Annotated in this window: 27 protein-coding genes, 3 pseudogenes and 1 riboswitch; of the genes and pseudogenes, 22 read left to right on the forward strand and 8 right to left on the reverse strand. The window is 37.9% G+C overall.

Features of this window, described 5'->3' with window-relative positions; all coding sequences use genetic code 11:
- The first annotated feature begins 43 nt into the window (after positions 1–43).
- The 14 genes from MHH51_RS06205 (at position 44) to guaA (ending at position 14472) form a co-directional block, all read left to right on the forward strand.
- On the forward strand, positions 44–1537 hold the full coding sequence (locus tag MHH51_RS06205; protein WP_339285028.1) for an amidase: 1494 nt from the start codon (positions 44–46) through the stop codon (positions 1535–1537).
- 192 nt (positions 1538–1729) lie between these two features.
- On the forward strand, positions 1730–2116 hold the full coding sequence (locus MHH51_RS06210; RefSeq protein WP_339285029.1) for a DUF2255 family protein: 387 nt from the start codon (positions 1730–1732) through the stop codon (positions 2114–2116).
- A gap of 269 nt (positions 2117–2385) precedes the next feature.
- On the forward strand, positions 2386–2964 hold the full coding sequence (locus MHH51_RS06215; RefSeq protein ID WP_339285031.1) for a DapH/DapD/GlmU-related protein: 579 nt from the start codon (positions 2386–2388) through the stop codon (positions 2962–2964).
- 202 nt (positions 2965–3166) lie between these two features.
- A complete protein-coding gene (locus MHH51_RS06220; RefSeq protein WP_339285033.1) occupies positions 3167–4051 on the forward strand; it encodes a LysR family transcriptional regulator in 885 nt (294 codons plus the stop codon).
- A gap of 99 nt (positions 4052–4150) precedes the next feature.
- Positions 4151–4675: a flavodoxin gene (locus MHH51_RS06225; RefSeq protein ID WP_339285035.1), complete on the forward strand. Its 525-nt coding sequence runs from the start codon at positions 4151–4153 to the stop codon at positions 4673–4675.
- A gap of 40 nt (positions 4676–4715) precedes the next feature.
- The gene (locus MHH51_RS06230) at positions 4716–5033 is read left to right on the forward strand and encodes a carboxymuconolactone decarboxylase family protein (RefSeq protein WP_339285037.1); all 318 of its coding nucleotides are present in this window, start codon (positions 4716–4718) and stop codon (positions 5031–5033) included.
- A gap of 35 nt (positions 5034–5068) precedes the next feature.
- On the forward strand, positions 5069–5794 hold the full coding sequence (locus MHH51_RS06235; protein WP_339285039.1) for a RibD family protein: 726 nt from the start codon (positions 5069–5071) through the stop codon (positions 5792–5794).
- A gap of 17 nt (positions 5795–5811) precedes the next feature.
- Positions 5812–6216, forward strand: coding sequence for a cupin domain-containing protein (locus MHH51_RS06240; protein ID WP_339285040.1), 405 nt, complete (start codon positions 5812–5814; stop codon positions 6214–6216).
- A gap of 230 nt (positions 6217–6446) precedes the next feature.
- Positions 6447–6863 (forward strand): MerR family transcriptional regulator, encoded by a 417-nt coding sequence (locus tag MHH51_RS06245; protein WP_339285041.1) that lies wholly within the window; start codon positions 6447–6449, stop codon positions 6861–6863.
- 126 nt (positions 6864–6989) lie between these two features.
- Positions 6990–7838 (forward strand): aldo/keto reductase, encoded by an 849-nt coding sequence (locus MHH51_RS06250; RefSeq protein ID WP_339285042.1) that lies wholly within the window; start codon positions 6990–6992, stop codon positions 7836–7838.
- Between the two features lie 311 nt (positions 7839–8149).
- On the forward strand, positions 8150–9115 hold the full coding sequence (locus tag MHH51_RS06255) for a MoxR family ATPase (protein WP_339285043.1): 966 nt from the start codon (positions 8150–8152) through the stop codon (positions 9113–9115).
- Positions 9112–10380 carry a DUF58 domain-containing protein gene (locus tag MHH51_RS06260; protein ID WP_339285044.1) on the forward strand — a complete coding sequence of 423 codons (1269 nt, stop codon included), beginning with the start codon at positions 9112–9114 and terminating at the stop codon, positions 10378–10380. The genes MHH51_RS06255 and MHH51_RS06260 overlap by 4 nt, the downstream gene beginning before the upstream one ends.
- Positions 10377–12578, forward strand: a complete 2202-nt coding sequence (locus MHH51_RS06265; RefSeq protein WP_339285045.1) for a transglutaminaseTgpA domain-containing protein — start codon at positions 10377–10379, stop codon at positions 12576–12578. Before MHH51_RS06260 ends, MHH51_RS06265 begins: the two co-directional genes overlap by 4 nt.
- Before the next feature lie 100 nt (positions 12579–12678).
- Positions 12679–12780, forward strand: a riboswitch (purine riboswitch).
- A 156-nt stretch (positions 12781–12936) separates the two neighbouring features.
- Complete coding sequence (guaA, locus tag MHH51_RS06270; RefSeq protein ID WP_156988074.1) at positions 12937–14472, forward strand: glutamine-hydrolyzing GMP synthase; 1536 nt, start codon at positions 12937–12939, stop codon at positions 14470–14472.
- A gap of 257 nt (positions 14473–14729) precedes the next feature.
- On the opposite strand, the gene MHH51_RS06275 is transcribed toward guaA, so the two are convergent.
- Positions 14730–15833 carry a DNA alkylation repair protein gene (locus tag MHH51_RS06275; RefSeq protein WP_339285046.1) on the reverse strand — a complete coding sequence of 368 codons (1104 nt, stop codon included), beginning with the start codon at positions 15831–15833 and terminating at the stop codon, positions 14730–14732.
- 229 nt (positions 15834–16062) lie between these two features.
- Between MHH51_RS06275 and MHH51_RS06280 the strand changes: the two genes are divergently transcribed.
- Positions 16063–16344, forward strand: coding sequence for a hypothetical protein (locus MHH51_RS06280; RefSeq protein WP_339285047.1), 282 nt, complete (start codon positions 16063–16065; stop codon positions 16342–16344).
- Between the two features lie 698 nt (positions 16345–17042).
- Here the strand turns inward: MHH51_RS06280 and MHH51_RS06285 are convergent.
- The 4 genes and pseudogenes from MHH51_RS06285 to MHH51_RS06300 form a co-directional block, all read right to left on the reverse strand.
- Complete coding sequence (locus MHH51_RS06285) at positions 17043–17426, reverse strand: DUF4183 domain-containing protein (RefSeq protein WP_212973661.1); 384 nt, start codon at positions 17424–17426, stop codon at positions 17043–17045.
- 145 nt (positions 17427–17571) lie between these two features.
- Positions 17572–18030: a DUF4183 domain-containing protein gene (locus MHH51_RS06290; RefSeq protein WP_339285049.1), complete on the reverse strand. Its 459-nt coding sequence runs from the start codon at positions 18028–18030 to the stop codon at positions 17572–17574.
- A 129-nt stretch (positions 18031–18159) separates the two neighbouring features.
- Positions 18160–18333: pseudogene (locus MHH51_RS06295) on the reverse strand (ATP-binding protein); the annotation flags it as partial.
- Between the two features lie 204 nt (positions 18334–18537).
- Positions 18538–19452, reverse strand: coding sequence for a 2-dehydropantoate 2-reductase N-terminal domain-containing protein (locus MHH51_RS06300; protein ID WP_339285051.1), 915 nt, complete (start codon positions 19450–19452; stop codon positions 18538–18540).
- A 140-nt stretch (positions 19453–19592) separates the two neighbouring features.
- Between MHH51_RS06300 and MHH51_RS06305 the strand changes: the two genes are divergently transcribed.
- Entirely contained in the window at positions 19593–20147 is a 555-nt protein-coding gene (locus MHH51_RS06305) for a TetR/AcrR family transcriptional regulator (protein WP_339285053.1), read from the forward strand.
- A 41-nt stretch (positions 20148–20188) separates the two neighbouring features.
- Here MHH51_RS06305 and MHH51_RS06310 read toward each other — a convergent pair whose 3' ends face one another.
- A complete protein-coding gene (locus MHH51_RS06310; RefSeq protein WP_339285055.1) occupies positions 20189–21121 on the reverse strand; it encodes a YafY family protein in 933 nt (310 codons plus the stop codon).
- Between the two features lie 119 nt (positions 21122–21240).
- Here MHH51_RS06310 and MHH51_RS06315 point away from each other — a divergent pair, with 119 nt between their 5' ends.
- Entirely contained in the window at positions 21241–21879 is a 639-nt protein-coding gene (locus MHH51_RS06315) for a type 1 glutamine amidotransferase family protein (RefSeq protein WP_339286265.1), read from the forward strand.
- Positions 21880–22141: 262 nt separating this feature from the next.
- The gene (locus MHH51_RS06320; RefSeq protein WP_077604139.1) at positions 22142–22339 is read left to right on the forward strand and encodes a cold-shock protein; all 198 of its coding nucleotides are present in this window, start codon (positions 22142–22144) and stop codon (positions 22337–22339) included.
- Positions 22340–22851: 512 nt separating this feature from the next.
- Here MHH51_RS06320 and MHH51_RS06325 read toward each other — a convergent pair.
- Entirely contained in the window at positions 22852–23436 is a 585-nt protein-coding gene (locus tag MHH51_RS06325) for an N-acetylmuramoyl-L-alanine amidase (protein ID WP_339285058.1), read from the reverse strand.
- A gap of 717 nt (positions 23437–24153) precedes the next feature.
- Here MHH51_RS06325 and MHH51_RS06330 point away from each other — a divergent pair.
- The 3 genes and pseudogenes from MHH51_RS06330 to MHH51_RS06340 form a co-directional block, all read left to right on the forward strand.
- Positions 24154–24282: pseudogene (locus tag MHH51_RS06330) on the forward strand (rRNA adenine methyltransferase); the annotation flags it as partial.
- Positions 24283–24288: 6 nt separating this feature from the next.
- Positions 24289–24702, forward strand: coding sequence for an NAD(+)--rifampin ADP-ribosyltransferase (gene arr / locus MHH51_RS06335; RefSeq protein WP_254846866.1), 414 nt, complete (start codon positions 24289–24291; stop codon positions 24700–24702).
- A gap of 211 nt (positions 24703–24913) precedes the next feature.
- Positions 24914–25204: pseudogene (locus tag MHH51_RS06340) on the forward strand (dihydrofolate reductase family protein); the annotation flags it as partial.
- 192 nt (positions 25205–25396) lie between these two features.
- Here the strand turns inward: MHH51_RS06340 and MHH51_RS06345 are convergent.
- On the reverse strand, positions 25397–25936 hold the full coding sequence (locus MHH51_RS06345) for a methylated-DNA--[protein]-cysteine S-methyltransferase (RefSeq protein ID WP_077604136.1): 540 nt from the start codon (positions 25934–25936) through the stop codon (positions 25397–25399).
- 241 nt (positions 25937–26177) lie between these two features.
- Between MHH51_RS06345 and MHH51_RS06350 the strand changes: the two genes are divergently transcribed.
- On the forward strand, positions 26178–26867 hold the full coding sequence (locus MHH51_RS06350; protein ID WP_156988442.1) for a FadR/GntR family transcriptional regulator: 690 nt from the start codon (positions 26178–26180) through the stop codon (positions 26865–26867).
- Position 26868: the final 1 nt, after the last annotated feature.

A 26868-nucleotide genomic window follows, 5' to 3' on the forward strand; every position in this document is an offset into this window, starting at 1 on the left:
AGCCAGCTGGTGAAATAGAGTTTGCTGTAAAAGGAGTGAAAAGATGCAGTTTCGTGAATATAAAAACTATGATGCAACCGGTTTGGCAGAGCTTATTCAACGTAAGGAGGTCCACCCATCTGAATTAATGAATATTGCTTTTAAACAGCTGCATCAAGTTAATCCGCAATTAAATATGATTACACATCATCGGGAAGAAGCAGCCAAAAAAGAAGCAAATCAATTTCCTGTTCAGAATGCTGCTTTTTCAGGCGTGCCTATTTTGATGAAAAATATATCTCAATCTATCGAAGGTGAAAAATTAACTTCCGGCTCAAAACTTTTGCAGAGTCATGTGGAAAAGCATGATAATTATTTTGTGAAAAAATTTCGGGATGCAGGATTTTTATTTATGGGGCATACAAATAGTCCTGAGTTTGGCTTGAAAAATATTACCGAACCAAAGCTGTATGGGCCGACAAGAAACCCTTGGGACCAAGCCTATTCTCCTGGAGGCTCAAGCGGAGGGGCTGCAGCTGCAGTAGCCTCTGGAGTTATTCCAATTGCAGGAGCGAGTGATGGAGGCGGATCTATCCGGATACCTGCATCCTTCAGCGGGTTAGTCGGATTAAAGCCGACAAGGGGAAGAACACCGGTAGGACCAGGAGCTGGCAGACAGTGGCAGGGAGCATCCATTAATTTTGTATTAACCAAAACCGTACGGGATTGTGCTGCAATGCTGGATCAATTACAGGTTGTTGAACCACATGCCGCTTTTCAGGCACCATTATATGAAAAAGGATATCGAAATACTATGTCTGAAAAACTTCCTAAACAGCTGCGGATTGCCTTTAGCACAGAATCGCCGGCAGGAACTCCTGTTTCAGAGGATGCGAAAAAAGCGGTGCAGCAATTTGTCCGTAATCTGGAACAGGACGGGCACATTGTGGAAGAAAAACAAGCACCAATTGACGGTGTGCAATTAATGCGTGATTACTATGTGATGAACAGCGGCGAAATGAATGCTGTCATTCAAGGACTGGAGAAAGCCGTGGGAGGACCTTTAACTGCAGAAGATATGGAAATAGAATCCTGGCTGCTTCATCAAGCCGGGAAATCTGTTTCAGCTGCGGATTACTCTGACAGTCTGGCATCATGGGACAGAGCAGCTGAAATTATGTCTTTTTTTCATCAGACATATGATTTTTATATTTCTCCAGCAACTGCTTCTCAGGCGCCGAAAGTTGGAGAGCTGACGATGTCAGAACAAATGGAGCAGGAATTTAAAGAAAGAATGGCCGCTGAAAAAGAAAAGCAAGCCATTATTTACGACATGTTCTTACCCAGCTTAACGTATACACCATTTACCCAGCTTGCTAATTTAACAGGACAGCCTGCTATCTCCCTCCCGCTTTATCTGACAAAGGATGGCTTACCAATCGGCGTTCAGGTAATGGCAGGGAAAGGCGAGGAACATCGTCTATTGCAGCTTGCTTATGAAATAGAGCAAAGTGAATTATGGCAAGGAATGCAAGGAAATCCTTATTTTCAAGAATAATCTGTTAACCCCCTTTTGAAGCTGAAAAAAATAGCTTCAAAAGGGGGTTGTTATTTAAATAAGTTTAAGCAATTAACATAACAAATCAGCTATGCTGTCTTACTTTTCCACAAAATGAAAATCTGATTACTTGACCTAAAGTAGGCTTTAGGTATTAAGATAGGAATTAAAATAAAAAGGAGATGAAAAGCAATGGAAAATAATTGGACAGAGGAACAGCTTCAACTATTTTCGAAAGCCGATGATATGTATATCTCGCCATTTTACGACGATGGAAAAACACCTGGAACACCAACCTGGATCTGGTCTGTAGTAGCAGATAATGATTTATATGTCAGAGCTTACAATGGACAGAACTCCAGATGGTATCAATCGGCTGGGAAACAAAGAGCAGGAAAAATAAAATTAGCAGGTCAGGAATATGACGTCTTTTTCGAGCCGATAGAACCAGACTCTGCACTGACTGAAAAAATTGATCAAGCGTACAAAGAAAAATATAGTTCCAGCAGATATCTGGCACCTATGATTGGAAAAGGGCCGGTGAGAGCTACAGTAAAAATCTTACCACGAAATGAATAGATTATATAAGAAGCCGCCTAGCTTAAATTTTGTTTAGGCGGTTTTTATGTTTTTAGGTTTCCTATCTTTTCTCGAAAAAGTGTTGAAGATTTTAATTATCATTTTATTTATTCATCTGGAAAGACAAATAGGGAGGATAAGCATTATTAAATCATAGCAATGAATATCAGGCTATGTTTAAATAAAAGTAAGTTTGGCCGGGAAACATAGACATTACAAGGCCTGGTTTGAATAGCGGATGAAATTATAGATGGAAGGGAACGGTTAATATGGAATTAGAAGAACTTTTGTCAAAAATGGCGGCAGAAGGTGTGATACAAGGTGGTTCAGAAGTCAACAAAGCGATGGTTGAAGTATCAAATGAAACGAGACGTTTATGTGCTATCCTGAATAATGGCGTTTATACGGATGAAGAAATCACGCAGCAGGTATCTCAAATTATCGGGCAGGAATTAGATGAAGGCTTTTCTTTATTTGTACCATTCACCTCTGATTTTGGGAAGAATATAACAATAGGGAAAAATGTATTTATTAATTCTGGATGCCGATTTCAGGATCAGGGGAAAATCATTATCGGTGATGAAAGCTTAATCGGGCATAATGTTGTTTTTGCGACCATAAATCATGATTATAATCCCTTAAATAGAGGAACGATGTACCTTAAACCGATTGAGTTAAAGGAGAGAACATGGATAGGCTCTCATTCAACCATTCTGCCGGGTGTAACAGTTGGTGAAAATTCTGTTGTCGCAGCAGGATCAGTAGTTACGAAGGATGTCCCGCCAGATACGATTGTTGGAGGAAACCCAGCAAAATTCCTGGCAAATTTAGAGGATAAAATAAAGTAATCATTACGATTTCAACTGGCAGAAAAGTAAATAATTTTTATAAAACAGTGTACTGTACCCTTGATGTTAGAGTTTATATCTAAATGTTAAGGGTACTTTTAATATAATTAGTTTAGGTTTTGATCTTGAGTTAACTACAGGTTATATACTGAAATGAACAATACAAATATATTTTAACTAAAATAGTTAGGGAGTAATGACAATGGAAATAAGGATTTTAAGATATTTCTGGACGATTGCAGAAGAAGGAAGTGTTTCAAGAGCTGCAGAACTTTTGCATATCACACAGCCTACTTTGAGCCGTCAGTTGAAGGAATTGGAAGAGGAGCTGGGAACAGAACTGTTTTATAGAGAGAAAAAACAATTGCATTTGACAGAAGCCGGTGTTTTCCTGAAGGATCGGGCAGAAGAGATACTGTCTCTTACAGATAAAACAGAACAGGCATTTTTTGACCAAAAGAAGCAATTATTCAGTGGACATATCTCTATTGGCTGCGTGGAAGCGGACAATTCAGATACGCTGACAATGATGTTAGAAGAAATGGTCAGTGATTATCCGCAGGTAACATTTCATATTTTTAGCGGAACAAGTGATGACATTACTGAAAAACTGGATAAAGGACTGATTGATCTCGCCATTTTACTGGAGCCGATAGCATTGGATAAGTATGAACGAATGACATTACCAAGAACGGAAAAATGGGGAGTTTTAGTTTCTAATGACTCCTTTTTAGCTCAGAAAAAGCAAATGTCTCCTGAGGATTTAGCAGGAGTCCCCTTGCTTTGTTCTGGCAGAACAGAAGTTCAGAAAATGATTGCTGATTGGATGGGGGTTTCTGTGGAGCGCATAAATATTGCAGGCACCTTCAATTTAATTTTTAACGTCTTTTCTTTGGTGGAGAACAGAGTAGGATCAGCTTTAGCGATAGAAGGAGCTGTTATAAATGGAAACGCAAGAAATGTAACCTTTGTCCCGTTGTCTCCGGAGATTGAGACAAAATGTGTTGTTGCGTGGAAAAAGAATCGCTCCTTCTCGCCGGTAGTTAATGAGTTTATTCAAAGGATGAAACATGCTTTTGAAGCATGAACCTGTTTTCAGATAGGTATTAGCTGTAAGATGCAGTTCGATGTAACATAGAAATAGAGATGAAAACATTATCTATGTTGAACGTATCGGGGTGATTTATTGCCAATTATTATCTATTTTTCTCGCAAAAATGAAAATATGCTTCATGGAGAAATTAAAAATTTGTCCAGGGGAAACACTGCAATTGTTACAAGTAAAATTGCAAAAGAGTTAAATATCGAAGCAGTAGAATTAATACCCGCGAAAGAGTATCCTGAAAGCTATCAGGAAATGGTCAATGTTGCAAAAAAAGAGAAGATAAAGCAAGCAAGACCTGAATATCACTTAGCAGTCCCTGATTTGTCAGACTATAACGAGATTATAATTGGGTACCCTAACTGGTGGGGATCCTATCCAATGGTTATCGCCAGCTTTTTAGAGAATTATGATTTAGCAGGAAAGACAATGTATCCTTTCTGCACTCATGAAGGCAGTGCATTAGGGAGCAGTATGGATGATTTAAGGAAAAGCTGTCCTAACGCAATCATTGAGCAGGGATTAGCAATTCATGGCTCGAAGTCGGATATGGCAAATAAGGCTGTAAAGCATTGGGTAACACAGTTAATCTTAAATAAAAATAAATGAAAACAAGCTCATTCTAACAAATAAAAGAGGAGGAACAATCATGGCAAAACAAACCGCCGGCCGCGACCAATTAGGAGAATTCGCACCGAAATTTGCAGAATTAAATGATGATGTATTATTTGGTGAGGTCTGGTCACGGGAGGACAAATTATTGCCTCGTGACCGCAGCATGATTACCTGCTCCAGTTTGCTAACACAAGGTGCCTTCCCGCAATTGGAAGCACATATGAATATAGCAAAACAGAATGGTGTCACGAAAGAGGAAATGGTGGAAATCATTACACATTTAGCATTTTATACAGGGTGGCCAAAAGCATGGTCTGCATTTAATATAGCGAAAGAAATTTACGGAGAATAATTGAATTTAAATAAAGTAAAAGGAGAGATTTCAAAATGAACAGACCTTATATATTCTGTCATATGGAGGTTTCTGTAGACGGGAAAATAATCGGGAAGTTTATGGGAACGCCAGAAGGTAAAAAAAGCGGCAAATTATTTTATAATCTGGCTTTTGGAGAGAAGCCGCATTATCGTCACCAGGGCTGGCTGTCAGGACGTACAACAACCGATGATAATTTCACCAAATATCAAAAGCCTGAATTAGACAAAAATGCACCGGCTGTTCCTGAAGGAGATTTTGTTGTCGATACGGATTTGGATAAGTACTATGTGTCAGTTGATCCATCCGGTAAACTTGGCTGGACAAGCAATATATTAAGTTATCAGGATACAAAAGCTCACGTGCTGGAGATTTTAACTGAAAAGGCGAGCAATGAATATAAAGCAATGCTCAGGAAGTTAAAAATTTCTTATATTATAGCCGGGAAAGATACGCTTGATTATCATGCAGTTGTAGAGAAGTTAAAAGAGAAATTTCATATTGATACATTGATGTTAGGTGGAGGCGGGGTTCTTAACTGGTCCTTTATCCAAGCTGGACTCTGCGATGAAGTAAGTATCGTCATCAGTCCGTCAGCAGATGGTTCCGCAGATTCTCCATCGATCTTTGAAACAAAAGAAGGATTATCAGACGATACACCGGTAAGCTTCTCGTTAAAAGGTGTTGAGGAAAAAGAGGACGGCTGTGTTTGGTTAAGATATCTGGTTAATAACAAATAAAGGAATGGAGAGATAATATGAGTAAAGAAAATCACGATACAATATTTCCAACTGGGGAAAAGAACGAGGCTTTTGCACAGTACTTTATCGGACAGAGCTATTTAAATATGCTGTCGACTACCCGCGTAACAATCGGAAACGTAACATTTGAACCAGCTTGCCGCAACAATTGGCATATTCACCATGAAGGCGGTCAGATTCTGCTTGTAACAGCGGGTGAGGGTTATTATCAGGAATGGGGTAAACCTGCACAAAAATTAAAAGCAGGAGATGTTGTGAATATTCCGCCGGAAGTGAAGCATTGGCATGGTGCTGCAAAAGACAGCTGGTTCACGCATATTGCTGTGGAAGTACCTGCAGAGGGTGCCTGGAATGAATGGCTGGAAGCAGTAACTGATGAAGAATATAATAAGCTTTCATAATAAAAGCAGATATTGTTTGTGCGATTACGGGAGGCTTCAGAATGGAGGAATTTAATCAATTAACAGTTGCTTAAGAGGCTGTTGCCCTGAGTAAATCATTATAGATAGATTTGAAAGCTAGAACTTAATGGAAGTTCTAGCTTTTGTACTTTTTAATAGATTTATGTCTGTGAATTATGAAAAAGAATTTATCTAAACCATAACAATACGTATAAAAAGGAGTTGAAGCAATGAGCTATAGAATAGGAGAGTTGGCAGAGCTTGCAGGCATGACAGTTCATGGTTTGCGTTTTTACGAAAAGGAAGGGCTGGTTGTCCCTGAGAGAAAAGGAAACAAACGTATTTATTCCGAAGAAGACCGTTTGTGGATAGAGTTTCTAGTGCATATGAAAGAAACTGGCATGTCCGTTCTGGATATGAAAAAGTATACAGATTTCAGAAAAAGAGAAAATCCGCAAGTAGAAGAATTAATGAATTTATTATTAGCTCATAGAGAAAAGGTTAAGAAACAATTGTCTGTTTATCAGAAAAATCTGGATATGTTAAATGAAAAGATTGATATTTATCAAATAGAAATAGCAGAAAATAAAGGAAGAGACTTATTTGATACCTTTGCAGAAAAGCAAAAACGGGATAGAAATAAATAAAGCAGATAAAAGAAGACTGGAGGTAAATTAACTGCAAAATTATCCTTCCTCATCTACTTTGTGTTTCATCCCCTTCCAATAGTGGAACAAACATAGAAAGCAGATTGTAAAAAAGGAGTGCAGAAAATGAAAAAGGTGAAAATTGCAGGAAGAGAGGTATTGCCAATCGGGTTGGGTACCTTGAATATGGGAGACAAATCTGACACATTTGACCAGGAAGTGCAGGCAATCCGCACCGGTCTTGATAATGGTGTCCAATTAATTGATACTGCTGAAATGTATGGCAGCGGGAATGCTGAAAAGCTGATTGCCAGTGCTATTAAGCCTTATTCCCGTGAAGAGCTGTTTCTTATTTCTAAAGTACTTCCATCCAACGCATCGAAAAAGGATTTGCCAATCAGCTTAGATAACAGTTTAAGAAGGCTGGAAACAGACTATCTCGATTTATATTTACTTCATTGGAAGGAAGATGTTCCATTGGAAGAAACGGTGGAAGCTTTAGAGAATGCAAGAAATCAAGGTAAAATTAAAGCGTGGGGAGTTTCTAATTTAGATGTGTATGATCTGGAGCAGGCTATCCAATCACCCGGTGGAGAAAATTGTAAAGTGAATCAGGTACGCTATAATGTAGCGAATCGAGGTATTGAATTTGATTTAGTGCCCATGATGGATAAGTATGACATGCCAGTGATTGCTTATTCTCCTATTGATCGCGGTGATAGTTTTGGTGCGGATTTAACAAAACAGCAGGTGCTGAAGGATATTGCGGAAGAGCATAAAGCAGATGTATTTCAAATCCTGTTAGCCTGGTCCATTCGGAATGGAAAAACGATAGCTATACCGCAATCAAGTAATCCTGATCATGTGCTAAACAATGTGAAGGCAGCGGATATTTCATTAACGGATCAGGAGCTGAAGCATATAAATGATGCGTATCCTGAGCCTGACACCAAACAGCGCCTTACATTATGGTAGGGAGAGCACTTAAGAATTTTTCATAGTATATCAGAATAGGAGCAGCTGGGGAAGAAGAACCTCACGCTGCTTTTTATTTAGGAATGAAGAGAATTTATTCTAAAACTAAAAAGATAGAGTTATTCATTGACCTGAAGTTTACTTTATCCTGTAAGGTTTCATTATCGAAATAGAATGAGGACTGCTGAATATCTGCAGCGTAATTTGTCAATAATAAAAGATAACTAATTTAGAAGGCAATTCGTTTAAATATTGAGCCTGTTATAGTAACATAAAAGGTAGAAAGGTTCAGGCAGATGAGGAGGGTGATGATGGAACAGGAGAAAGTAATAGAAAATACACAGATTCAAGAAGTTTTAAATAATGTCAATAGCGTCATTTTCGGTAAAGCGGAAATTGTAAAGCTTAGTTTAGTTGCCTTATTAACAGAAGGTCATGTCCTGCTGGAGGATGTTCCTGGTGTAGGGAAAACGATGCTGGTCCGTACGCTGGCAAAATCGGTAAATTGTGATTTTACTAGAATTCAATTTACACCAGACTTGCTTCCGTCTGATGTGACAGGCGTTTCTATATACAACCCGAAGGAATTAGAATTTGAGTTTCGGAAGGGTCCTGTCTTTGGCAATATTCTGTTGGCAGATGAAATTAACCGGACATCTCCAAAGACCCAGTCAGCGCTGCTGGAGGCAATGGAGGAAAAAAGTGTTACAGTGGACGGAGAAACACGACGGCTGCAGAGCCCCTTTTTTGTAATGGCGACTCAAAATCCAATTGAATATGAAGGAACCTACCCCTTGCCGGAAGCACAGCTGGATCGTTTTCTATTAAAGCTGCGTATGGGCTACCCAACCTATGAGGATGAATTAGAGATGCTTGCGAGAAACACAAGCCACCATCCGATAGAAGAAATCCAGGCAGTCATGTCTCAGGAGGAGCTGCTGCTGGCACAAGGAGAGGCAAAGGATATTTATATGGATGAAACCATTCAGGCGTATATTCTGAATATTGTCACACGCACGAGATCGCATAGCTCTATTTATTTAGGAGTGAGCCCGAGAGGATCACTTGCTTTAATGGAAGCTTCAAAGGCTTATGCGTATATCGAGGGCAGAGATTATGTTATCCCGGATGATGTGAAGTACTTGGCACCGTTTGTTTTATCCCACCGGGTTATCCTGAAGGCAGAAGCACGTTATCAAGGAACAACCAATGAAGCATTAATCGATTCTATTATTCAATCTGCACATATTCCGATTAAGAAAGGCATTGCAGAATGAGAAAGAATCTTCGTATCATCTTTCGCAGCATTGGCGTTTTAGCACTGATGATTATTCTCTTCTGTTATGCCATGTTCCAGGGCGGATTTGTAAGCTGGTTTTTATTTTACAGCTTCCTTCCGATTGGAATATATCAGCTTCTGTTTGCCTGCTATCCATTAAGGACATGGCAGGTTTACCGGGAAATTGAACAGCCGGTCCGGCAGGCCGGAGATGAAATTATAGTGAAGGTGCATATGAAGCGGAGGCTTCCCTTTCCTTTATTGTATTGTACCTTTGAAGAGAATTTTCCACAGTCTCTAATGAAGGAGGATACAAAAAAAGCGAAATATCTTACTTCCCAAACGTCTGGAAAAATGACAGTTTCCCGCAGACTGATACGCATGTTATTTCCTCTATTCCGCAGAAAATTCACATTCAGCTACTCACTGCAATCCTTACCGCGCGGAGAGCATACATTGGAGAAAGTAACGATCCAAACCGGAGAAATATTTGGTTTTATAAAAAAAAGCTATGATTTTAAGGTTCAAAATACATTTGCTGTCTCCCCATATGTACACGACATCCGTTTAATGAGTGATATGGCAAGCTATGAACAGGGCGGAGTTATATCTAATCAGCTGCAGCAGACAAACACAACGGTTGCTTCAGGAATTAGAGAATATGCCCCGGGGGACCGCTTTACATGGATTGACTGGAAACAGACAGCCAGAAAACAAACGATGATGACAAAGGAATTTGACAGGGAAAAAAGCACAGATATTTTACTGATTCATGACAATTACAAGCATGAGAAGGAGAATCAACTGCTCTATGAAGCTTCCATTGAATTGAGCTTATCACTTATTGAAAAGCTGGAAAAGAAAGACTATGAAACAAGCTTTCTTTCTATCGGTAAAAGAGCACATCTATTTGAACTGGGGCATAATGAGCATCAAAAATCATTAATGAAGAACTATCTTCTGACAGTCAGACAGGAGGAAGAGAAAGCTTTTTCCATACGATTCCGAGAAGAAATGTCTCATTTAAATAAAGTCGACAGTATTTTCCTGGTGTTAACATCTATTGATCCCTTTTTGGCAGAAGCCATTTTAGAAGCAAGACAGCGTATCAAGCATTTTGCCATTATTTATATCCATCCGGAAAAGCTGCTATCAGGAGATGAAAAGCGTATTTTGGAGCCGCTTCGTTTTTCAGATATTGCTGTACAGGAATTAAGTCTGGAACAGCTGGCAACGGATCCTGTTGAGGTGAATTTCAGATGAAGAGGAGTCAGAAACAAGTAAAGACGCTGCATACGCTGTTATTATACATTGCAGGATTTTGCCTCTTCTTAGAATGGCTCTATCCGCTTGGTGATATTTCTGATACAAGCATCGGAGTATTTGTTTTATTTGCGCTGTATTGCTTTTTTATTTCCTACTTTCAATTACATTGGCTGATAAGTGTACCTGTAAAGGGATTGGGTTTACTTTTTATTATCCATATGCTTTATTTTGAAACGAGCTTTTTGGATCTTAACTGGATCGGGGAATCGCTCCAGGAAATAACGTATAATATAGAGCTGATGTTTTCCGGCCAGTGGTATATGCTCACTACCTTTTTCCGGAGTGTATTATTCCTGCTTCTTATTTGGCTGATGAGCTATCTGCTCTATTATTGGTTTGTCAGAATGAAAAATATTATTCTATTTATTCTGTTGACATTCATATATATAGGGATTCTCGATACATTTACGGTATACGAAGGCTCCATAGCAATTGTACGTATTTTTATTATTTCTTTTCTTGCGCTTGGGATGTCCAGTTTGAGCAGAGAGATTGAAAATAAGGACATTCCAATCTCCGTAGGGCAAAGGCTAAAATATTGGCTGTTGCCACTGATTTTATTGGTTGCGGTTGTTACCTTCATTGGTTATCAAGCACCAAAAGCTGATCCGCAATGGCCGGACCCGCTGCCCTTCTTAGAAGGAGCTGCAGGTAATTTTGGGAATGGAAGTTTTGGAACTGGACGGGTTGGATATGGAGAAGATGACACGCTGCTGGGAGGCTCCTTTGCCCAGGACGATACGGTTCTATTTGAAGCTGTAGTAGAGGAAGATCATTACTGGCGGATAGAAACAAAGGACGTATACACAGGCAAAGGATGGGAAACGTCTCAGGAGAGGTACCTTCTTGATCAGATGGACGGTCAGATCTCGTTATCTACCTTCCGTAATAATGTGGAAACAGAAGCATTAGAAGCAGAAATCAACTTTACGGGAAGCAGCCGGCTGCCAAAGCTGGTCTATCCTTATGGTGTTTCCTCTATTACAACAGGAGAGAATGTGAGGTTCCAGCTTGATGAAAGCCTGGAGTCCATAGAAACGACACTAAATGGAGAAGAGAGAGTTCTGGAATCTTATGAAGTATCCTATGAGAATCCATCCTTTGATATTGACACACTTCGAGATAATTCTGAACAGGATTCCAGAACAATTCGTGACCGTTATACACAGCTGCCGGAGAATCTGCCGGCCAGAGTGGGTGATTTGGCAGAAGAAATAACAGCCGGACATGAAACGAGATATGATAAAGCAAGAGCTATCGAGCGTTATTTCAGCGCAAATGGCTTTGAATACCAGACAACGAATATTCCCCGGCCAAGAGAAGAAGAGGATTATGTCGACCAATTTTTATTTGAGACGCAGATTGGCTATTGTGACAACTTCTCCACTGCAATGGTTGTTATGCTCAGATCAGAGGGCATACCAGCCAGATGGGCGAAAGGATTTACAAGCGGCGAACGGATTGATTCAAACTTAGAAGAAGAAAATCATGTGAATCAAATTACCAATAGCAATGCCCATTCCTGGGTGGAAGTATATTTTCCAGGAGTTGGCTGGGTGCCTTTTGAACCGACACAGGGTTTTACAAATATGGCTGATTTCGATGCAGATGTAGAAGAAAATGATTCCCAAGTTAACGAGGAAGAGGATCCGGTAGAAGCACCGGATGTGGAACAGGATGAAGAAGCTGAAGAGGAAGAAGAGACAGATGAAACAGCAGAACAGGAAGAAGATACTGCTGCATCTGATGAAGAGACAAGCAATTCAATCCAACCGGGCTATGCTTTCATTGGGATAGGAATTATTCTTCTGCTCGCAGGATTTGTCGTTTTTAAGAAGAGAAGACAGATACGCATCTATTTCATCCAACGAAAGCTGGAGCATGATTTTGATGATACAGCATTCCAGGAAGCATATCTCTATCTGCTAAAGCTTGCTGATAAAAAAGGATACCAGCGGGGCAGTGATGAAACGTTGAGAGAATTATCCCAACGAATAGATGATGATTTACGCACCAAAGAAATGAGCAAACTAACCAGGGTTTATGAACGAATGATTTACAGTAAAAGGTTAACAGGTGGAAAAGAAGAAATAATTCAATTATGGAAAAATTTAATCAATCAAATAATGGCTTGACCCGGGGAGCATCAATTAGTAGAATGAAAAAGGAAATAGTGTAGGAAAGATTAAAATCTGCACATAAAATAGATGCTTATTAACATCTATGTAATAAAATTATTCGTTTGAATATGCCTTTCGTATATCCTCGAAAATAAGGTTCGAAAGTTTCTACCGAGTCACCGTAAATGATTCGACTATGAAGGCAGAAGAAGGTTCGTTTATGCTATCCGGATTCTGCCTTTCTATTATTTTTTGTGCGTCAGCTGCAGGAAATAGAAAGGTGAAATCCGGTTTTTTTATAGGTGAAACAGAGGCAAAAGAACGTATAGTTCATAAGTTATCCTTTAGAAAAGATATAGATTGGAGTCTAGTTATGGAAAATAATGAATTAGTACTGGTGTTAGATTTTGGCAGTCAATATAACCAATTAATCACACGCCGCATCCGTGAATTTGGCGTGTATAGTGAGCTTCATTCACATAAGCTTACAGCTGCAGAAATTAAAGAAATGAATCCAAAAGGAATCATTCTTTCTGGCGGACCGCATAGTGTTTATGGTGAAGACAGCTTCCGTTGTGATGAGGAAATTTTTGAGCTTGGAATTCCTGTCCTTGGTATTTGCTACGGCATGCAATTAATGTCCCTGCATTTTGGCGGAAAAGTCGAAGCATCCAAAAACCGTGAATATGGAAAAGCATTAATTGAATTAAATGAAAGCCCGGCTTTATTTAAAGATACACCGACAAAGCAGACTGTATGGATGAGCCATGGTGATAAAGTAACAGCAGCACCGCCTTCATTCATCGTAGATGCAACAAGCCCGTCTACACCTGTAGCGGCAATCAGTGACCAGGATAAAAAGATGTATGGTGTGCAATTTCATCCAGAAGTACGTCATTCCGAGTACGGAAATGATTTATTAAACAGCTTCGTCTTCGATGTATGTAAATGTACAGGTGACTGGACTATTGCTAACTTTATCGAAATGGAAACAGAAAAAATCAAAGAAACTGTCGGCGACCGTAAAGTACTTTGCGCATTAAGCGGCGGCGTAGACTCCTCTGTTGTTGCAGCTTTAATCCATAAAGCAATCGGCGACCAGCTGACTTGTATCTTTGTTGACCATGGTCTTCTTCGTAAAAATGAAGCAGATGATGTAATGGATGTCTTTGCAGAAGACTTCCAGATGAACATTATCAAAGTCGATGCAAAGGACCGTTTCTTAACTAAATTAGCAGGCGTTTCCGATCCAGAGCAAAAACGTAAAATTATCGGAAATGAATTCATCTATGTATTTGATGATGAAGCAGCTAAATTAAAAGATATTGACTTCCTGGCGCAGGGAACACTTTACACAGATGTAATTGAAAGTGGTACAGATACAGCACAAACGATTAAATCACATCATAATGTAGGCGGCCTGCCGGAGGACATGCAATTTGAATTAATCGAGCCGCTAAATACATTATTTAAAGATGAAGTACGTGAACTAGGCTCCCAGCTTGGAATTCCTGACCGTATCGTTTGGCGTCAGCCATTCCCGGGACCAGGTCTTGCTATCCGTATTCTGGGTGAAGTAACGGAAGAGCATTTGGAAATCGTTCGTGAATCCGATGCAATCCTTCGTGAAGAAATTGCTAAAGCGGGTCTTGACCGTGATATCTGGCAGTACTTCACTGTTCTTCCAAACATCAAGAGTGTTGGTGTCATGGGAGATGCTCGTACGTATGCACATACAATTGGTATTCGTGCAGTAACTTCGATTGATGGAATGACTTCGGATTGGGCGAGGATTCCTTGGGATGTTTTGGAGAAGATTTCTACCCGTTTGGTGAATGATGTAGATAATATAAACAGAGTAGTGTATGATGTTACTTCTAAGCCCCCGGCAACGATCGAGTGGGAGTAGTTGGTAAATAATGTAAAATAATTTCAGAAGGCTATAAATCCTTACTATACAAGGGTTTATAGCCTTTTATGTATTTTTATAAAAAGGGAAGTAACATGGACAGAAGTAGTACATATTGAAAATGATAAGGGCACCTTGACGGAATCAAAGATTAACCACTTTAATATTCAGCTTGTGACAGTCAGAAATGAGTTTGTCTACACTGCGAAATTAGGAGACTAAAGAAAACAGCCCCGACAGCCTGCTGGTAGAGTATACTATTTAGCAGCTAATACTTCAAAATTCAGCGTACCCTGCTCGGTGCCGTTCACAATAAGTGTAACCGAATGGAGGCCGGTGTAATGCTTTCTTGTACTTAGATTTGCAAAGGAATGTGTTTTTGTGTAAGCCTTCCTCTCGCTTTTCTTTAAAGAAAGCTCGGATATTTGGAATATTTTACGGTTTCGCTTACCATTTGCTTTCACATAATCCATGCCATATTCCAGCCGTATCTTGGTTGCTTTTTTTGCTTCAATCTTAAAGGAAAAGGCCAAATTCTCTCCAATGGAAATGGATGTAGTATCCAGCGCGAAGTCGGCAACATTTACATAATCGGGATTTGCAAACCCAAAGATGCCTAACACATCTCTGTTGCCCTTTTTAAGAAGTGTCCTGCACCCATGTTTTACAATCCAATCAGTATGTTCGTTTTCACCGTACCAATCCTTGGCAATTTCTACAACCAGGTCAGGATGTGTTTTGGAAATATCGTTTAGGTTATTGGCCACGCTTTTACGGACATAGAGCGACGGGTCACCTTTCAGCTGCTCTAAAATACTAATAACTGGTGACGGGTCTTTTTTGAAACTAGTCAATGCTTGTCCCCATGGCAGCTGAGGGCGACAACCCTCGCTGGCAAGCCGACGGACATGCTCATTGTCATGCCTGGCCCAAGCCGCCATTTGAGACATCATACGCTCTTCATGGTTTATGATAAAGGGCCTCACGGCAAACTCAGAAGAGGAGGATGGGGTATATCTTTCTAACGCAGCAATTGACAAATCCCAATGGCACTCAGCCTGCCCATAGACTTCAACAAAATTCGGAAAGTACATTAAAGAAAAGTCGTTAAATCCTGCAGGATTTAACGCAATGACCTTATCAAGGATACCGAGCGCCTGTTCATAATCAGTTGGCAAATACTTTCCTAGATTTATAGCAATTTGCCGCATGCGGTCTTTTAGTCCTAACCCTTCCCATGTTTCGTCCATAATATCGTTGACAAAATCATCAACCTGAAACGAATGATATACAGCTCTAATATTTAAAGCCAGCCCGTGAACCGACTCGTAATTATACTTGCTCTTTAGTAATTCTGCCATATATTTGGTACTCCTTTTTAAATGGTGTTTAGCCGAGGAAACTCTCACAATCAATGGTATAACAAAGGAATACTGCCCTTATAATAAGACAGATTTACTCCCTTTCACATGCCAATATGTGACTATTATAGCTTAATATATTACAAAAGCATAGACACGTCATCATTCTTGAAGTGTCTACCTTTATATATTCAAATTCTAAAGAAAGGAGAATTTGTTTGAGGAGAATATGTTAAATATTGTGGTTCGGACAATCATTATTATGCTCTTTATTACTAGTTTTTGCTGGCACTATATTTCCAATAATCCAATCACTATTCGTATTATGGGGAGGATTATTACTGTATTACTTCATGATTTCAATTTATTCATTATCTATGTTTTATACTATCCAAAATTAGTGGAACAAAATAAAACACCCCATGATATGATATTCGAACAAGTACATTTATTGATACCTTTCCATTCGGAGAAGGCCTATCTTAATTATGAAAACTACCCAAAATCATAAAATCCACAACAATCCCACTCATTGGATTTTCCGAACCCAATACACTTATGCCTAGAACGGTGACACCACTAATATTTGTAACATTGGCCGAAACATATTTTCCAGTAATATTCTTCTCACGCATTTGCACTCTTGGTCTTGCATTTATCGTAGAATTTGTTGAATATACGCTTGACACTGCATAATCAATCGTATCTAATAATGGATTTCCATCAGCTAATCCATTGTCTGTGAAATAGAGTGTAGCTACACCATTTGCATTTGACGTAGCCTGTCCATAAACAATTCGTTTTGCTCTCCTGCCTTAAATATTTGAATAGCTGTCGGACCCAATGTAAAGAATTCAATACTCATAACTATCCCCCCAGTTATTCTTTAAAAGAAATTAAAAGTATGACAGTATAATGTTATTCAAGAGGATGTTCAAAAAGTATCAAAATGATAAGCTGCCAATCTCTACGTTGACGTGGCTTTTCCGATACTCACGTGTTTAAAAGCATACGATCCGTTCGTAAAAGCCACGTCGCCTTGACCTTCTTGCTTCTAATTTTCCTACTTTTTGAACACACACTTCAGACTTCCAAAAAAGTGCGGTAATTTAAACAAACTTTTATTTATATGAGGTGTTTATGGTGAAAATAGATAAATTTCTTTGTGCCCTACCAGTATCTGATGGGCACAAAGGTAGTACTTTTATTTTAGGTGTCAAATGTCCCTGAGGATGTTGCTGCGAAATTAACGACTTGCAAGATAACGGTTTGGTTTGCTGGAATTGACCCTCCACCAGCAGGAACAGCAATGTCTAATGACCCGGTTCCTGTAGCACCTGGTGTATATGTTGATATGCCTTGCATTTGTTCAACACCGTTAATTTCCACAGTGAAATAACTATTATCTTCTGCAAGTTCTGGAAGTGTCGTTACCTCTACACCATCATCCCCCAGAAAACTTGCAGCATCAATAGATAAGGTACTTCCTGCTGCCGTATCTTCTGTTGTGATGTAAAAGAATTTCGCGGAATCAGGATTAACATCTGTGTCAATTGTGCCGCTAATAGCGATTTTCATTAACTGAAGTGCCATGTTTATTTTCACCTCCATTTTATATCAACCACATTTTATTCTATGAAGAGGAGTTGGAAATGCTTGGTCAGACTAACTAGTCCGTATTGGAAGTTAACGAAATGTCCCATTAAAAAAGGCATATTTACTAGATGGAGAGGTAATATTATCTTTTAACCGTGACAAACAGAAGCGTAATTGGGGCATCCTTTGGAGGGAGGTCACTAGATTCTAAGTGAAGAATACCTTCCTCGACATTGTAAACAGATTGGGGCTGCAACACTCCATTGACAAATAAATTTAGAGTGGAAACATTGTCCGGATCAAGTATGTCACTACTTCCATATTGCTTTAATGCATCTTTATTCGTGTAAACCTTTTTCCCTTCTTCGGCAAGGGTAAGGTATTGGACAGTCTCCACTCCTATGGGGGCTGGTGTATATTCAGGGGATATATTGACTGTAATGGATGGATTAAATACAGGATTAAATGTATTTGTATTGGATGTGCTATTTTCATTTCCCTCATGAATCTTTTTGCGCTCTTTACTGCAATGATGGCAGTGGCAATTTGGACAGGAATCCCTGCCACGTAGCTTTCTACTATGATAATAGCTTTCATTCAACGGTATTTCACCCCCTCCTACATGAAATTTTGATGTGCTTTTCTGTATCTTATTTAAAAAGAGGGTGATTTGACTGTGCAACTGGCTGTATTTGGCAAGTAAAAAATGTATGTCGCTTGCTGTCTCGAATTATTGGTGTATGAATGAATCCTTGTAACGGAAATTTTCACCGTTAAAAAGGAGTAAATGTGAATGATGAATAAGTCGGTCAATCACCGCTTCTGTTAATATTGGATCTTAAAAAACATGATTCCATTGTCCAAATGGAAGGTTAGTAGTAATCACCAAGCTTTTATTTTCATAAAGATGGAATTAGTTCCCTGCCAATAAAAAATTTTGACAGGGAATTTTGTTTTTTCATTGAATTTTGGTAGGGAGCATTTTCTGTGGACAACTTTGATATATTATAATAAATGGATTCAACTAATTTAATATAAAAAAGTAGGTTAGTGAGATATTTTTAAGCAAATTAATTAATATAAATTAGGGCTGCTAAGAGAATAAGTTCTATAGTTTATCTGTATTAACATTATTCCGTTTTAAAAAATGTAATAAATCTTTATTTAATTTTAATACTTCATTGTTTGCACTATTTGCAAATTCTGAAACTAACATATCATTTACCATTTTAGTGCGCAGCCAAATCATAAAGAAAAAATCGAGAATAAAACCTGGACATTTAAGTATGATTTTATAGAGTGATGGTTCAAGCGTAACACCAGCTTTTTGTATTGCATTTAAATATTTTTTTAAAGTGACTGTGATTCCATGTGCAGTTTTTCTGGATCTAATTGTTTTTTCATCGACTATCTTATTGTCAAGATGTAAAGCACCGATCATTGCAATATCTGATACAGAATGTGTTATTAAATAATCATTCATATTATTATTCATTTTGTAAGGAAGATTTGCTGCTTCAAATAATTCAGCAAGACTTTTTATCCGTTCTGTGACCGAACCGTTTACTTCTCCAAATACAGCTCCTGCCAGAAATTTAGGTGGAAATCGAGCATACAATACGCCATCTCTGATTTGACCGCCAATTCCAGGAAAAGCAGGTAAAAGTTTATCTCCAATAATACGTTGCCACAAAGAAAATCCAAATGAGTTATTCATCATTGTAACAATATTTTTGCTTTTGTTATTCTTTAAAGTTAGTAAAGCTGCTTCAGATTGTTCATAACGAACGGTAACAAAAATGAAATCATACACATCGTCATTTTCAAGTTTATTAATCACATTTACTTTTACAGATTTAGTCTCACCTTTCTTGTTGTATTGTAAGCCCTTTTCCTTCAATGCAATAAATCTGTTAGAACGTGCAAATAAGGTGACATCAAATCCAGCCTCTATGAATTTGGTTGCATACGCACTTCCTATAACACCTGCACCAAAAATTAAAATTCTACTTTTAGCTATCATATTTCTCCTCCATTTATTTCACTTTGATTATGCAACAACGTGTTGTATGATGAAAAGTATATGATTATAAACTAATTTCATCAACCATCAATTTTTTTATTATTGTTGGATAGTCTATTTATCAAAAAAGGAGACGAACTATGAAAAAGAAACCAGAAATCACCAAAAAAACGAAAAGAAATATTGTAGATAATTTTTGTGAATTGTACATGGAAAAGCCAATAGAAAAAATATCAATTCAGGAAATAACAAATAAAGCGGGGTATAACCGCAGCACTTTTTATCAATACTTTTCTGATATCTACGAATTATTAACATATGTTGAAGATGAATTACTGAGTTATATAAAAATGGGGTTAGAAAACAAACAACTATCTGCAAAGGAAGCTGTTAATAATGCGCTTTCTTGTTTAGAGGAAGAGAAATATATGCTAAGTTTTCGTGCTATTTTAGGGGATTATGGAAGTGTCCGTTTTTTAGACCGTTTAAAAAAAGAGGTTTTTCAAGATAGATTGAAATTAGATTACTCAAAAAATGATTTACTGACACCATACTTAATTGAATTTCAAATAACAACCTCATTTTCTTTGTTTCGTCTTTGGATTCAACGAAATAAGGACTTATCTTCTGAGGAGTTTTCTCAATTAGTTGATACATTATATAGAACTGGAGCATCACTTTACTTTGAAAAATGATGCTCTTTAGAATGTATAAGGATAAAATTAAGATTCTTGATTTAATTTTCATATAACTTAGCTAGATCATCTATTTTCCGTTTTAATGCTGTCCGGATATATAAAGGCTCTAAGCATTCACATTTATCACCAAAGCTTAAAAGGATATTGTAATAATAGTCGTTTTCTATAAAAGGAAAAGTAACAATGTAGTGCTCAGCACCATCTGGTGAAAAATCTTCATACATACAATAATCAAGTGCTCTATCCATGACAGATTTATGAATACGAAGTTTGATCTTTGATTGTATCGTTGACAAAATATCCGTGAAATCCAATAGTGGTTTTTGATAATCTCTTGGTGTAAAGAAAATCTCTTCTAATTTTAAATTTGATATACGAGCTAATTTGAACAGACGGAAATCATTTCTTTTATAACAGTATCCTTGAAAATACCAATGATTACTCTTCAATACAATTTGATAGGATTCAACTTCCCGTTTCGTTTTATTTCCATGACGGTCGGCATATTCAAACGAAAGCAGCTTGTTTTCTTGCAAAGCTATTTTTATGATTTCTAAATATGGCTGTACGTTCCTATAACCTATCCACTGACTTAAATCGATATGTATTTGATCTGTTTTTAATTTTATCTCGTCAGCTCTATCCACCGGGATAAAACTTTTTACTTTCGCAAGAGTATTTACCAGTTCGTTACTTTGCATCATATTGGAGAGGCTAGAAAGTCCTGTCAAAATAGTAGAAATATCAGTAGTTGAAAAAACCTTACTATCCATTTTATAGTTTTTCATGATTTCAAAGCCGCCTCCTACTCCTGATGTTGAGTAAATTGGAATACCTGCCATGTTGATGGCATCTATATCACGGTAGATTGTGCGTTTCGAAACTTCAAACATATTTGCTAACTCCTGTGCGCTTATCCGTTCTTTATCGAGTAGTACCATAATAATGCTAACAAGCCTGCTAACTTTCATCTGTTAACCGCCTTTCAAAAAAATTCTCCATTCCAGATTGTTGCCATATTGGTGTCAACAATAGATACGTATAATAATAGTGAAACAACCAATCTATTACAATTAAATGGAGGAAAATGATGAAAACAATTTATATTTATGTACTTGATACTTTAGCTGACTGGGAACTAGGATATGTTACTTCGGAGTTGCATTCTAGGAGGTTTTTCAAAGAAGAAGCGAACCAAGTATCGATTAAAACAGTCAGTTACTCCAAACAATCAATCCGTACAATGGGCGGAATGACAATAGTTCCTGACTACTTAATTGATGACATTAATGTAAGTGAAGCAAGTATGCTGTTATTACCAGGTGCAGATACATGGAATGATCCAAAGCATGAAGCTATTCTCGTAAAAGCAAGCGAGCTGCTCTCTGTAGGCGCTGCAGTATGTGCAATCTGTGGAGCTACCGCAGCACTTGCTAATTTTGGGATACTAGATAACCGTCCACATACTAGCAATGGTCCGGGATTCCTTGAAATGGTTTGTTCTGATTATAAAGGACAAGATTTTTATATAGACCAGCCATCTGTTGCATCTAATAACCTTATTACTGCCGGTTCTACTGAAGCTTTGCTATGGACGAAACAAATCATTGAGTACTTAGATGTTTTTAAGTCAAACACATTAGAATCTTGGTATAACTATTTTAATACGGGCGATTCTAAATACTTCTTTGAACTTATGCAAACTCTGCCAGCTAATAATAAAAATTAAACAAATGAGGATTGCATTTATGATTAAGTTTCTTATTCAACAAAAAGGGTCCATTAATAGAACAAGAAGACCGTCTTTTAAATATATAAAGAAGACGGTATCTTTTTTGAGTGACATGTGTTATGCTATAAATAACTTAATTGTTCGTGCTAGCAATACAGGATTTATGTCATAACATCACAATTTATATCATCGTCTTGAATTATTATCAGAACAACCAAAGTAATAAACGTGTACATTGTGCACAATGGAGGAATTTCATATGAACACAGGTTCAGTAAAATGGTTTAACGCAGATAAAGGTTTTGGATTTATCGAGGTTGAAGGTGGAGACGACGTATTCGTACACTTCTCAGCAATTCAAGGCGAAGGTTTCAAATCTTTAGAAGAAGGTCAAACAGTTACTTTCGACATCGAAGAAGGTAATCGTGGACCACAAGCAGCTAACGTTGTTAAATAATAATTTATAATCGATAAAAAGCCTTTCTGTGACACAGAAAGGCTTTTTATTTTTTTTCGTATAATATAAATAGAAAATAATTTGAGCTGAAATAAGTTAAAATAGTTAATATAAATATTCCATATGAACAAAGGAGAACAGAAAATGAGCTGACTTGTTCTATTTTTGCACACATCGCAGACGGTTTTACAGAAGGTCCAAATGGTGAAATGGGCATAGGCTGGGTTTTCTGCGATTCTGATTTGGAAAAAACCAAACGAAAGAAATTCTGAGTACTGCCGGCCCTGTTATTTGAAACGTGGGACTTATCAGATGATGCACAGTTACTGGCCGGCTGTACCTTCGAATTCATCTGCTTCAGAGTATGAACTAACTCGTGCCCAATAGATCGAAAAACAGCAAAAAATCGTACCGCTATATTCATTAGTAGATAGCAGTACGATTTTTATCAAACATTTTGAATTTTTTCCATTTGCTCTAGCCTTGGTTTGGATACCGAAAACGAACAAAAGTTACTTAGCAGGCAACCCAAGCGCTTTAGCTATTCCATCCGCATGCGCTTGTGCTATTTCTTCTATAAAGGCAACGCTTTTTAGCTTGTTCGCATCTGCTGCATTATCAATAAATCCATTTTCTGTTAAGACGGCTGGTGCACTTGATTCACGTAAGACATGTAAATTGGCTTGTTTTGCGCCGCGATCCGTAAACCCTGTTTGTTCCACTGTTTCATTGTGGATTGTTCTTCTTATGGCGTTGGTTCTTTCTTTATTATCATAGCTTCCGTTCCATGTATAAGATTCATAGCCTGTAGCCCCGCCTGCATTGATATGTATGGAAACAAAAAAGTTAGCTCCCCAATTATTTGCTTCATTTGTTCTCGCACCTAATGACTTGGTAATATCGGACGTTCGCGAAAGCTTAATCGTGTGACCGCTATACTGTTCATTTAAAATGTCTCTTGTTTTCAATGCGATATCTAACGTTACATTCTTTTCCTGTAACCCGTTCGCTGATGCTCCAGGGTCAGATCCGCCATGTCCTGGATCAATATAAATGCGTGTGTCTGCTGCTTCTGCTGAATCATGAGGGATAGTCATACCTGTTAAGGCGATTCCCAAAATGATAGAAATAAACAGAAACTTTTTTAATTCTGGTTTTCCTTGTTTTGAAAAGATAATACTACTCCTCCTTCTAAATAGTTATTCACCCATTTTAGATTCTATAGAAAAATTTGTCGATAGGTCGATATGTTGATAGAATATATATTTCCGTATGGTTGAAAGTTTGTAAAATAGGAATAATTGTAATTTAAGTTTTTCCCTGTTAGATAGCAAGCTTATTAGAATAGGGGCAACAAGCTATACTAGAAAAAATTGCAAGTTTAAGCATTTTTAAACTTACCATGCAATTTTTCTTGATTTTAATGATAAAAATGAAGTGCAAAAATTTGATTTTTATTGTATCCAATAAGCTATTTTGCTTTTTGTCAGTAAAAAAATAGTTGTTCATTTTTGTCTTGTGAAGATGGAAGAACTATACTGGCATTAGTGCAGAAACGAAACTTATGATTAGGCTTGAAAAAATCTGTTTCATTAATTTGGAGGTAAGATTAGATGAATATGAAATTTGATCCAAATAATGCCGTTATTAAACTTTGTATGCGTGGGATGAGTCTGGAAGATAGCGGAAGCATTGAAGAGGCAATTACGATGTTTCATAAAGCATGGCACGAAGCAACGGATGGCTATGAAAGATTCCTTGCAGCATATCATTTAGCACGTCTGCAAAAAGAGATTGCAGATAAATTGAAATGGATGGAAGCCTCTTTAAAGTATGCCCAGGAAATAAATGATGAAAATGTTAAAAGTGCATACGCGACGTTATACCTAAATATTGCCCAATATTATGAGGAATTAGGTGATTCTGATAACGCAAAAAGAAATTTTGAATTGTCAAATTCTTATAAGGGTGCACCTTCTGATGAAGGGCCATTCTATCACGGGACAAAGGCAGATTTGCAAGCCGGCGATTTACTGACAGCGGGTGGAAATTCAAATTACGAACCTGAGCTTAAAATGAACCACATTTATTTTACTGCTAACGCCAATGGCGCAGGACTTGCAGCAGCATTAGCAAAAGGAGAAGGAAGAGAGCGCGTTTATATCATTGAACCAACAGGTGAATTTGAAAACGACCCAAATGTTACTGATAAAAAATTTCCTGGAAACTTAACACGTTCTTACCGCTCGAAATCTCCTTTAAAAATCGTTGGTGAAGAAATAGAGTGGGCGAAACTAACAACTGCAGATCGACGTAAATGGCACAAAAATTTAGCGGAAAACAAAGGAGACATTATTAACTGAAGAATGTATTCCTAATGACTGGAGTAGTTCCTATTGCAAGTTTGTCTGCGGTCTTACACATAAAATGAAGGCACTCAACTTTGTAATTACTTAGCGTGCCTTTATATTTCCAGGTGTATATATTTCACCATGTAATCATACAGAATGTAGGTTACATGGTGAAGTAGTATGCGTAACCAGTGATTATTGTTAGGTTGCCGGGCAGTCTTACAGAATAGAATGGAACAATTCCAGACTGGTGAAAGAAAATATTGAGGAAGAAATCAACAACCTTAAACAGCAGCCAGGAGAAGATATGGTCATCCTCGGAAGTCCCAGGTTTGCACACTACCTTATGCAGCTTAATTTAATAGATGAGTATAAAATTACGGTTTCCCCCGTCCTGATTGGCAGCGGATTGCCGTTATTCGATGGCATCGAGGAGAAGGACAATCTTAAGCTGATCGAAAACAAGTCCTTTAATTCTGGAGCCTTAGGTCTTGTTTATCAGACGGTAAGATAACCTTGTCATATAAAGACGGTTAAGGAATAATAGCTCAATAAGAGGCTGGGACAAACCCATTAAATAACAAAAGACGTGGTGCTTACACAAAAGTGTGAGTCCCACGTCTTTTATTATTTTAATCAAGTTATTTTGCATATAACGTAATAGACATCAATGGTAATTACTTATCTATACCCTTAAAACACAATATTAAAGAGCTGTACCTTTTGCAGGAATAAACAATTGGGACATGTCAGCACCCTCTAATTCAAGCAATTTTACTTTTGTGGCAAGCCCGCCGGCATAACCTGTCAAGCTGCCATTCGTACCTACAACTCTATGACAAGGAATAATAATAGAGATGGGATTATGACCAACAGCGCCGCCTACTGCTTGGCTTGACATGGTTTTCTTGTTCATTTTAGCCGCTGCCTTTTTGGCAATTTCACCATAGGTGATTACCTCGCCATATGGTATTTCACATAAAATATCCCATACGATTTGCCGAAATTCTCCGCCAATAGGAGATAGCGGCAATTCGGAAATGGCAGGATTCTTCCCCATAAAATATTGATCCAGCCATTTTTTTGCTGCTTCAAATACAGGGATATCATCTTTGATGTTCATTTCTGCGGGAATACTAGCACCGTAATATTTCTGTCCTTCATTCCATAGACCAACGATAGTATTACCGTCACAAGCCAGTGTAATTGTCCCAAAGGGTGACGTATAAGTTGTTTTATAATACATTTGAATCCCTCTATTCCGTTTTATAACATAATCGTAGCATAACTGTGCCAAGGCCGTCATGCTTCCGACATCACAAAAATATAAAAAGAATTTACCAGGCAAGCAGTCAAAAGGAAAAGTCATATGCATAGCATGCTTCAGCACGTTATTAATCTATTGAACAGGACATTTACAAATATATTCCGTTATGATAATATGTCAGATGTACCAATCATCCTACAAATTTTCTGGGGGCAAAGAAATGATTCTCAAAACCAATCGCAAATCGCTTGTAGAGCAGGTTGCTGAACAGATAGAACAATTAATTGAACAGAAGCATTGGAAGGTGGGGGACAAGCTTCCGCCGGAAATGGAATTAATAGAAGAATTCGATGTCAGTCGTAATACATTAAGAGAAGCGGTCCGGGCATTAGTACATGCTGGGTTATTAGAGACAAAACAAGGAAGCGGAACAATGGTGCGTTCAACAAGTGCGCTTGATGCCGCATTGAAACGCCATGTCAAAAAATCAACCATGCTGGAAACATTGGAAGTACGATTAGCCTTGGAAAAACAAGCGGCTCAGATGGCAGCTGAACGCAGAACCGAATCAGATTTAATAGATTTGGAAGTCTGTATTAACAACTGTAAAGAGGCTTCTGCAAAGAAAGATTTAGAACAGTTTATTTCTTCGGATATCCAGTTTCACAAAACAGTTGTAGCAGCTTCCAATAATCAGCTGCTGATTGATTTATATGAAAATATGACAGAGGTATTATTTTCTTTTGTACAGGATTTTATGACTATCGAACCCCTTTTTCCATTTGAACAGGGAATACATCTGGAGCTTTTTAAAGCGATACAGAAACAGAACAAGGAATCTGCAGCAGCCTATGTAGAGAATGATATGGAAGTATTAAAAGAAAGCATCATAAAGATATTGAAAGAATAGA

This window comes from Oceanobacillus sp. FSL K6-3682, assembly GCF_037976165.1.
Classification (GTDB): domain Bacteria; phylum Bacillota; class Bacilli; order Bacillales; family Amphibacillaceae; genus Oceanobacillus; species Oceanobacillus sojae.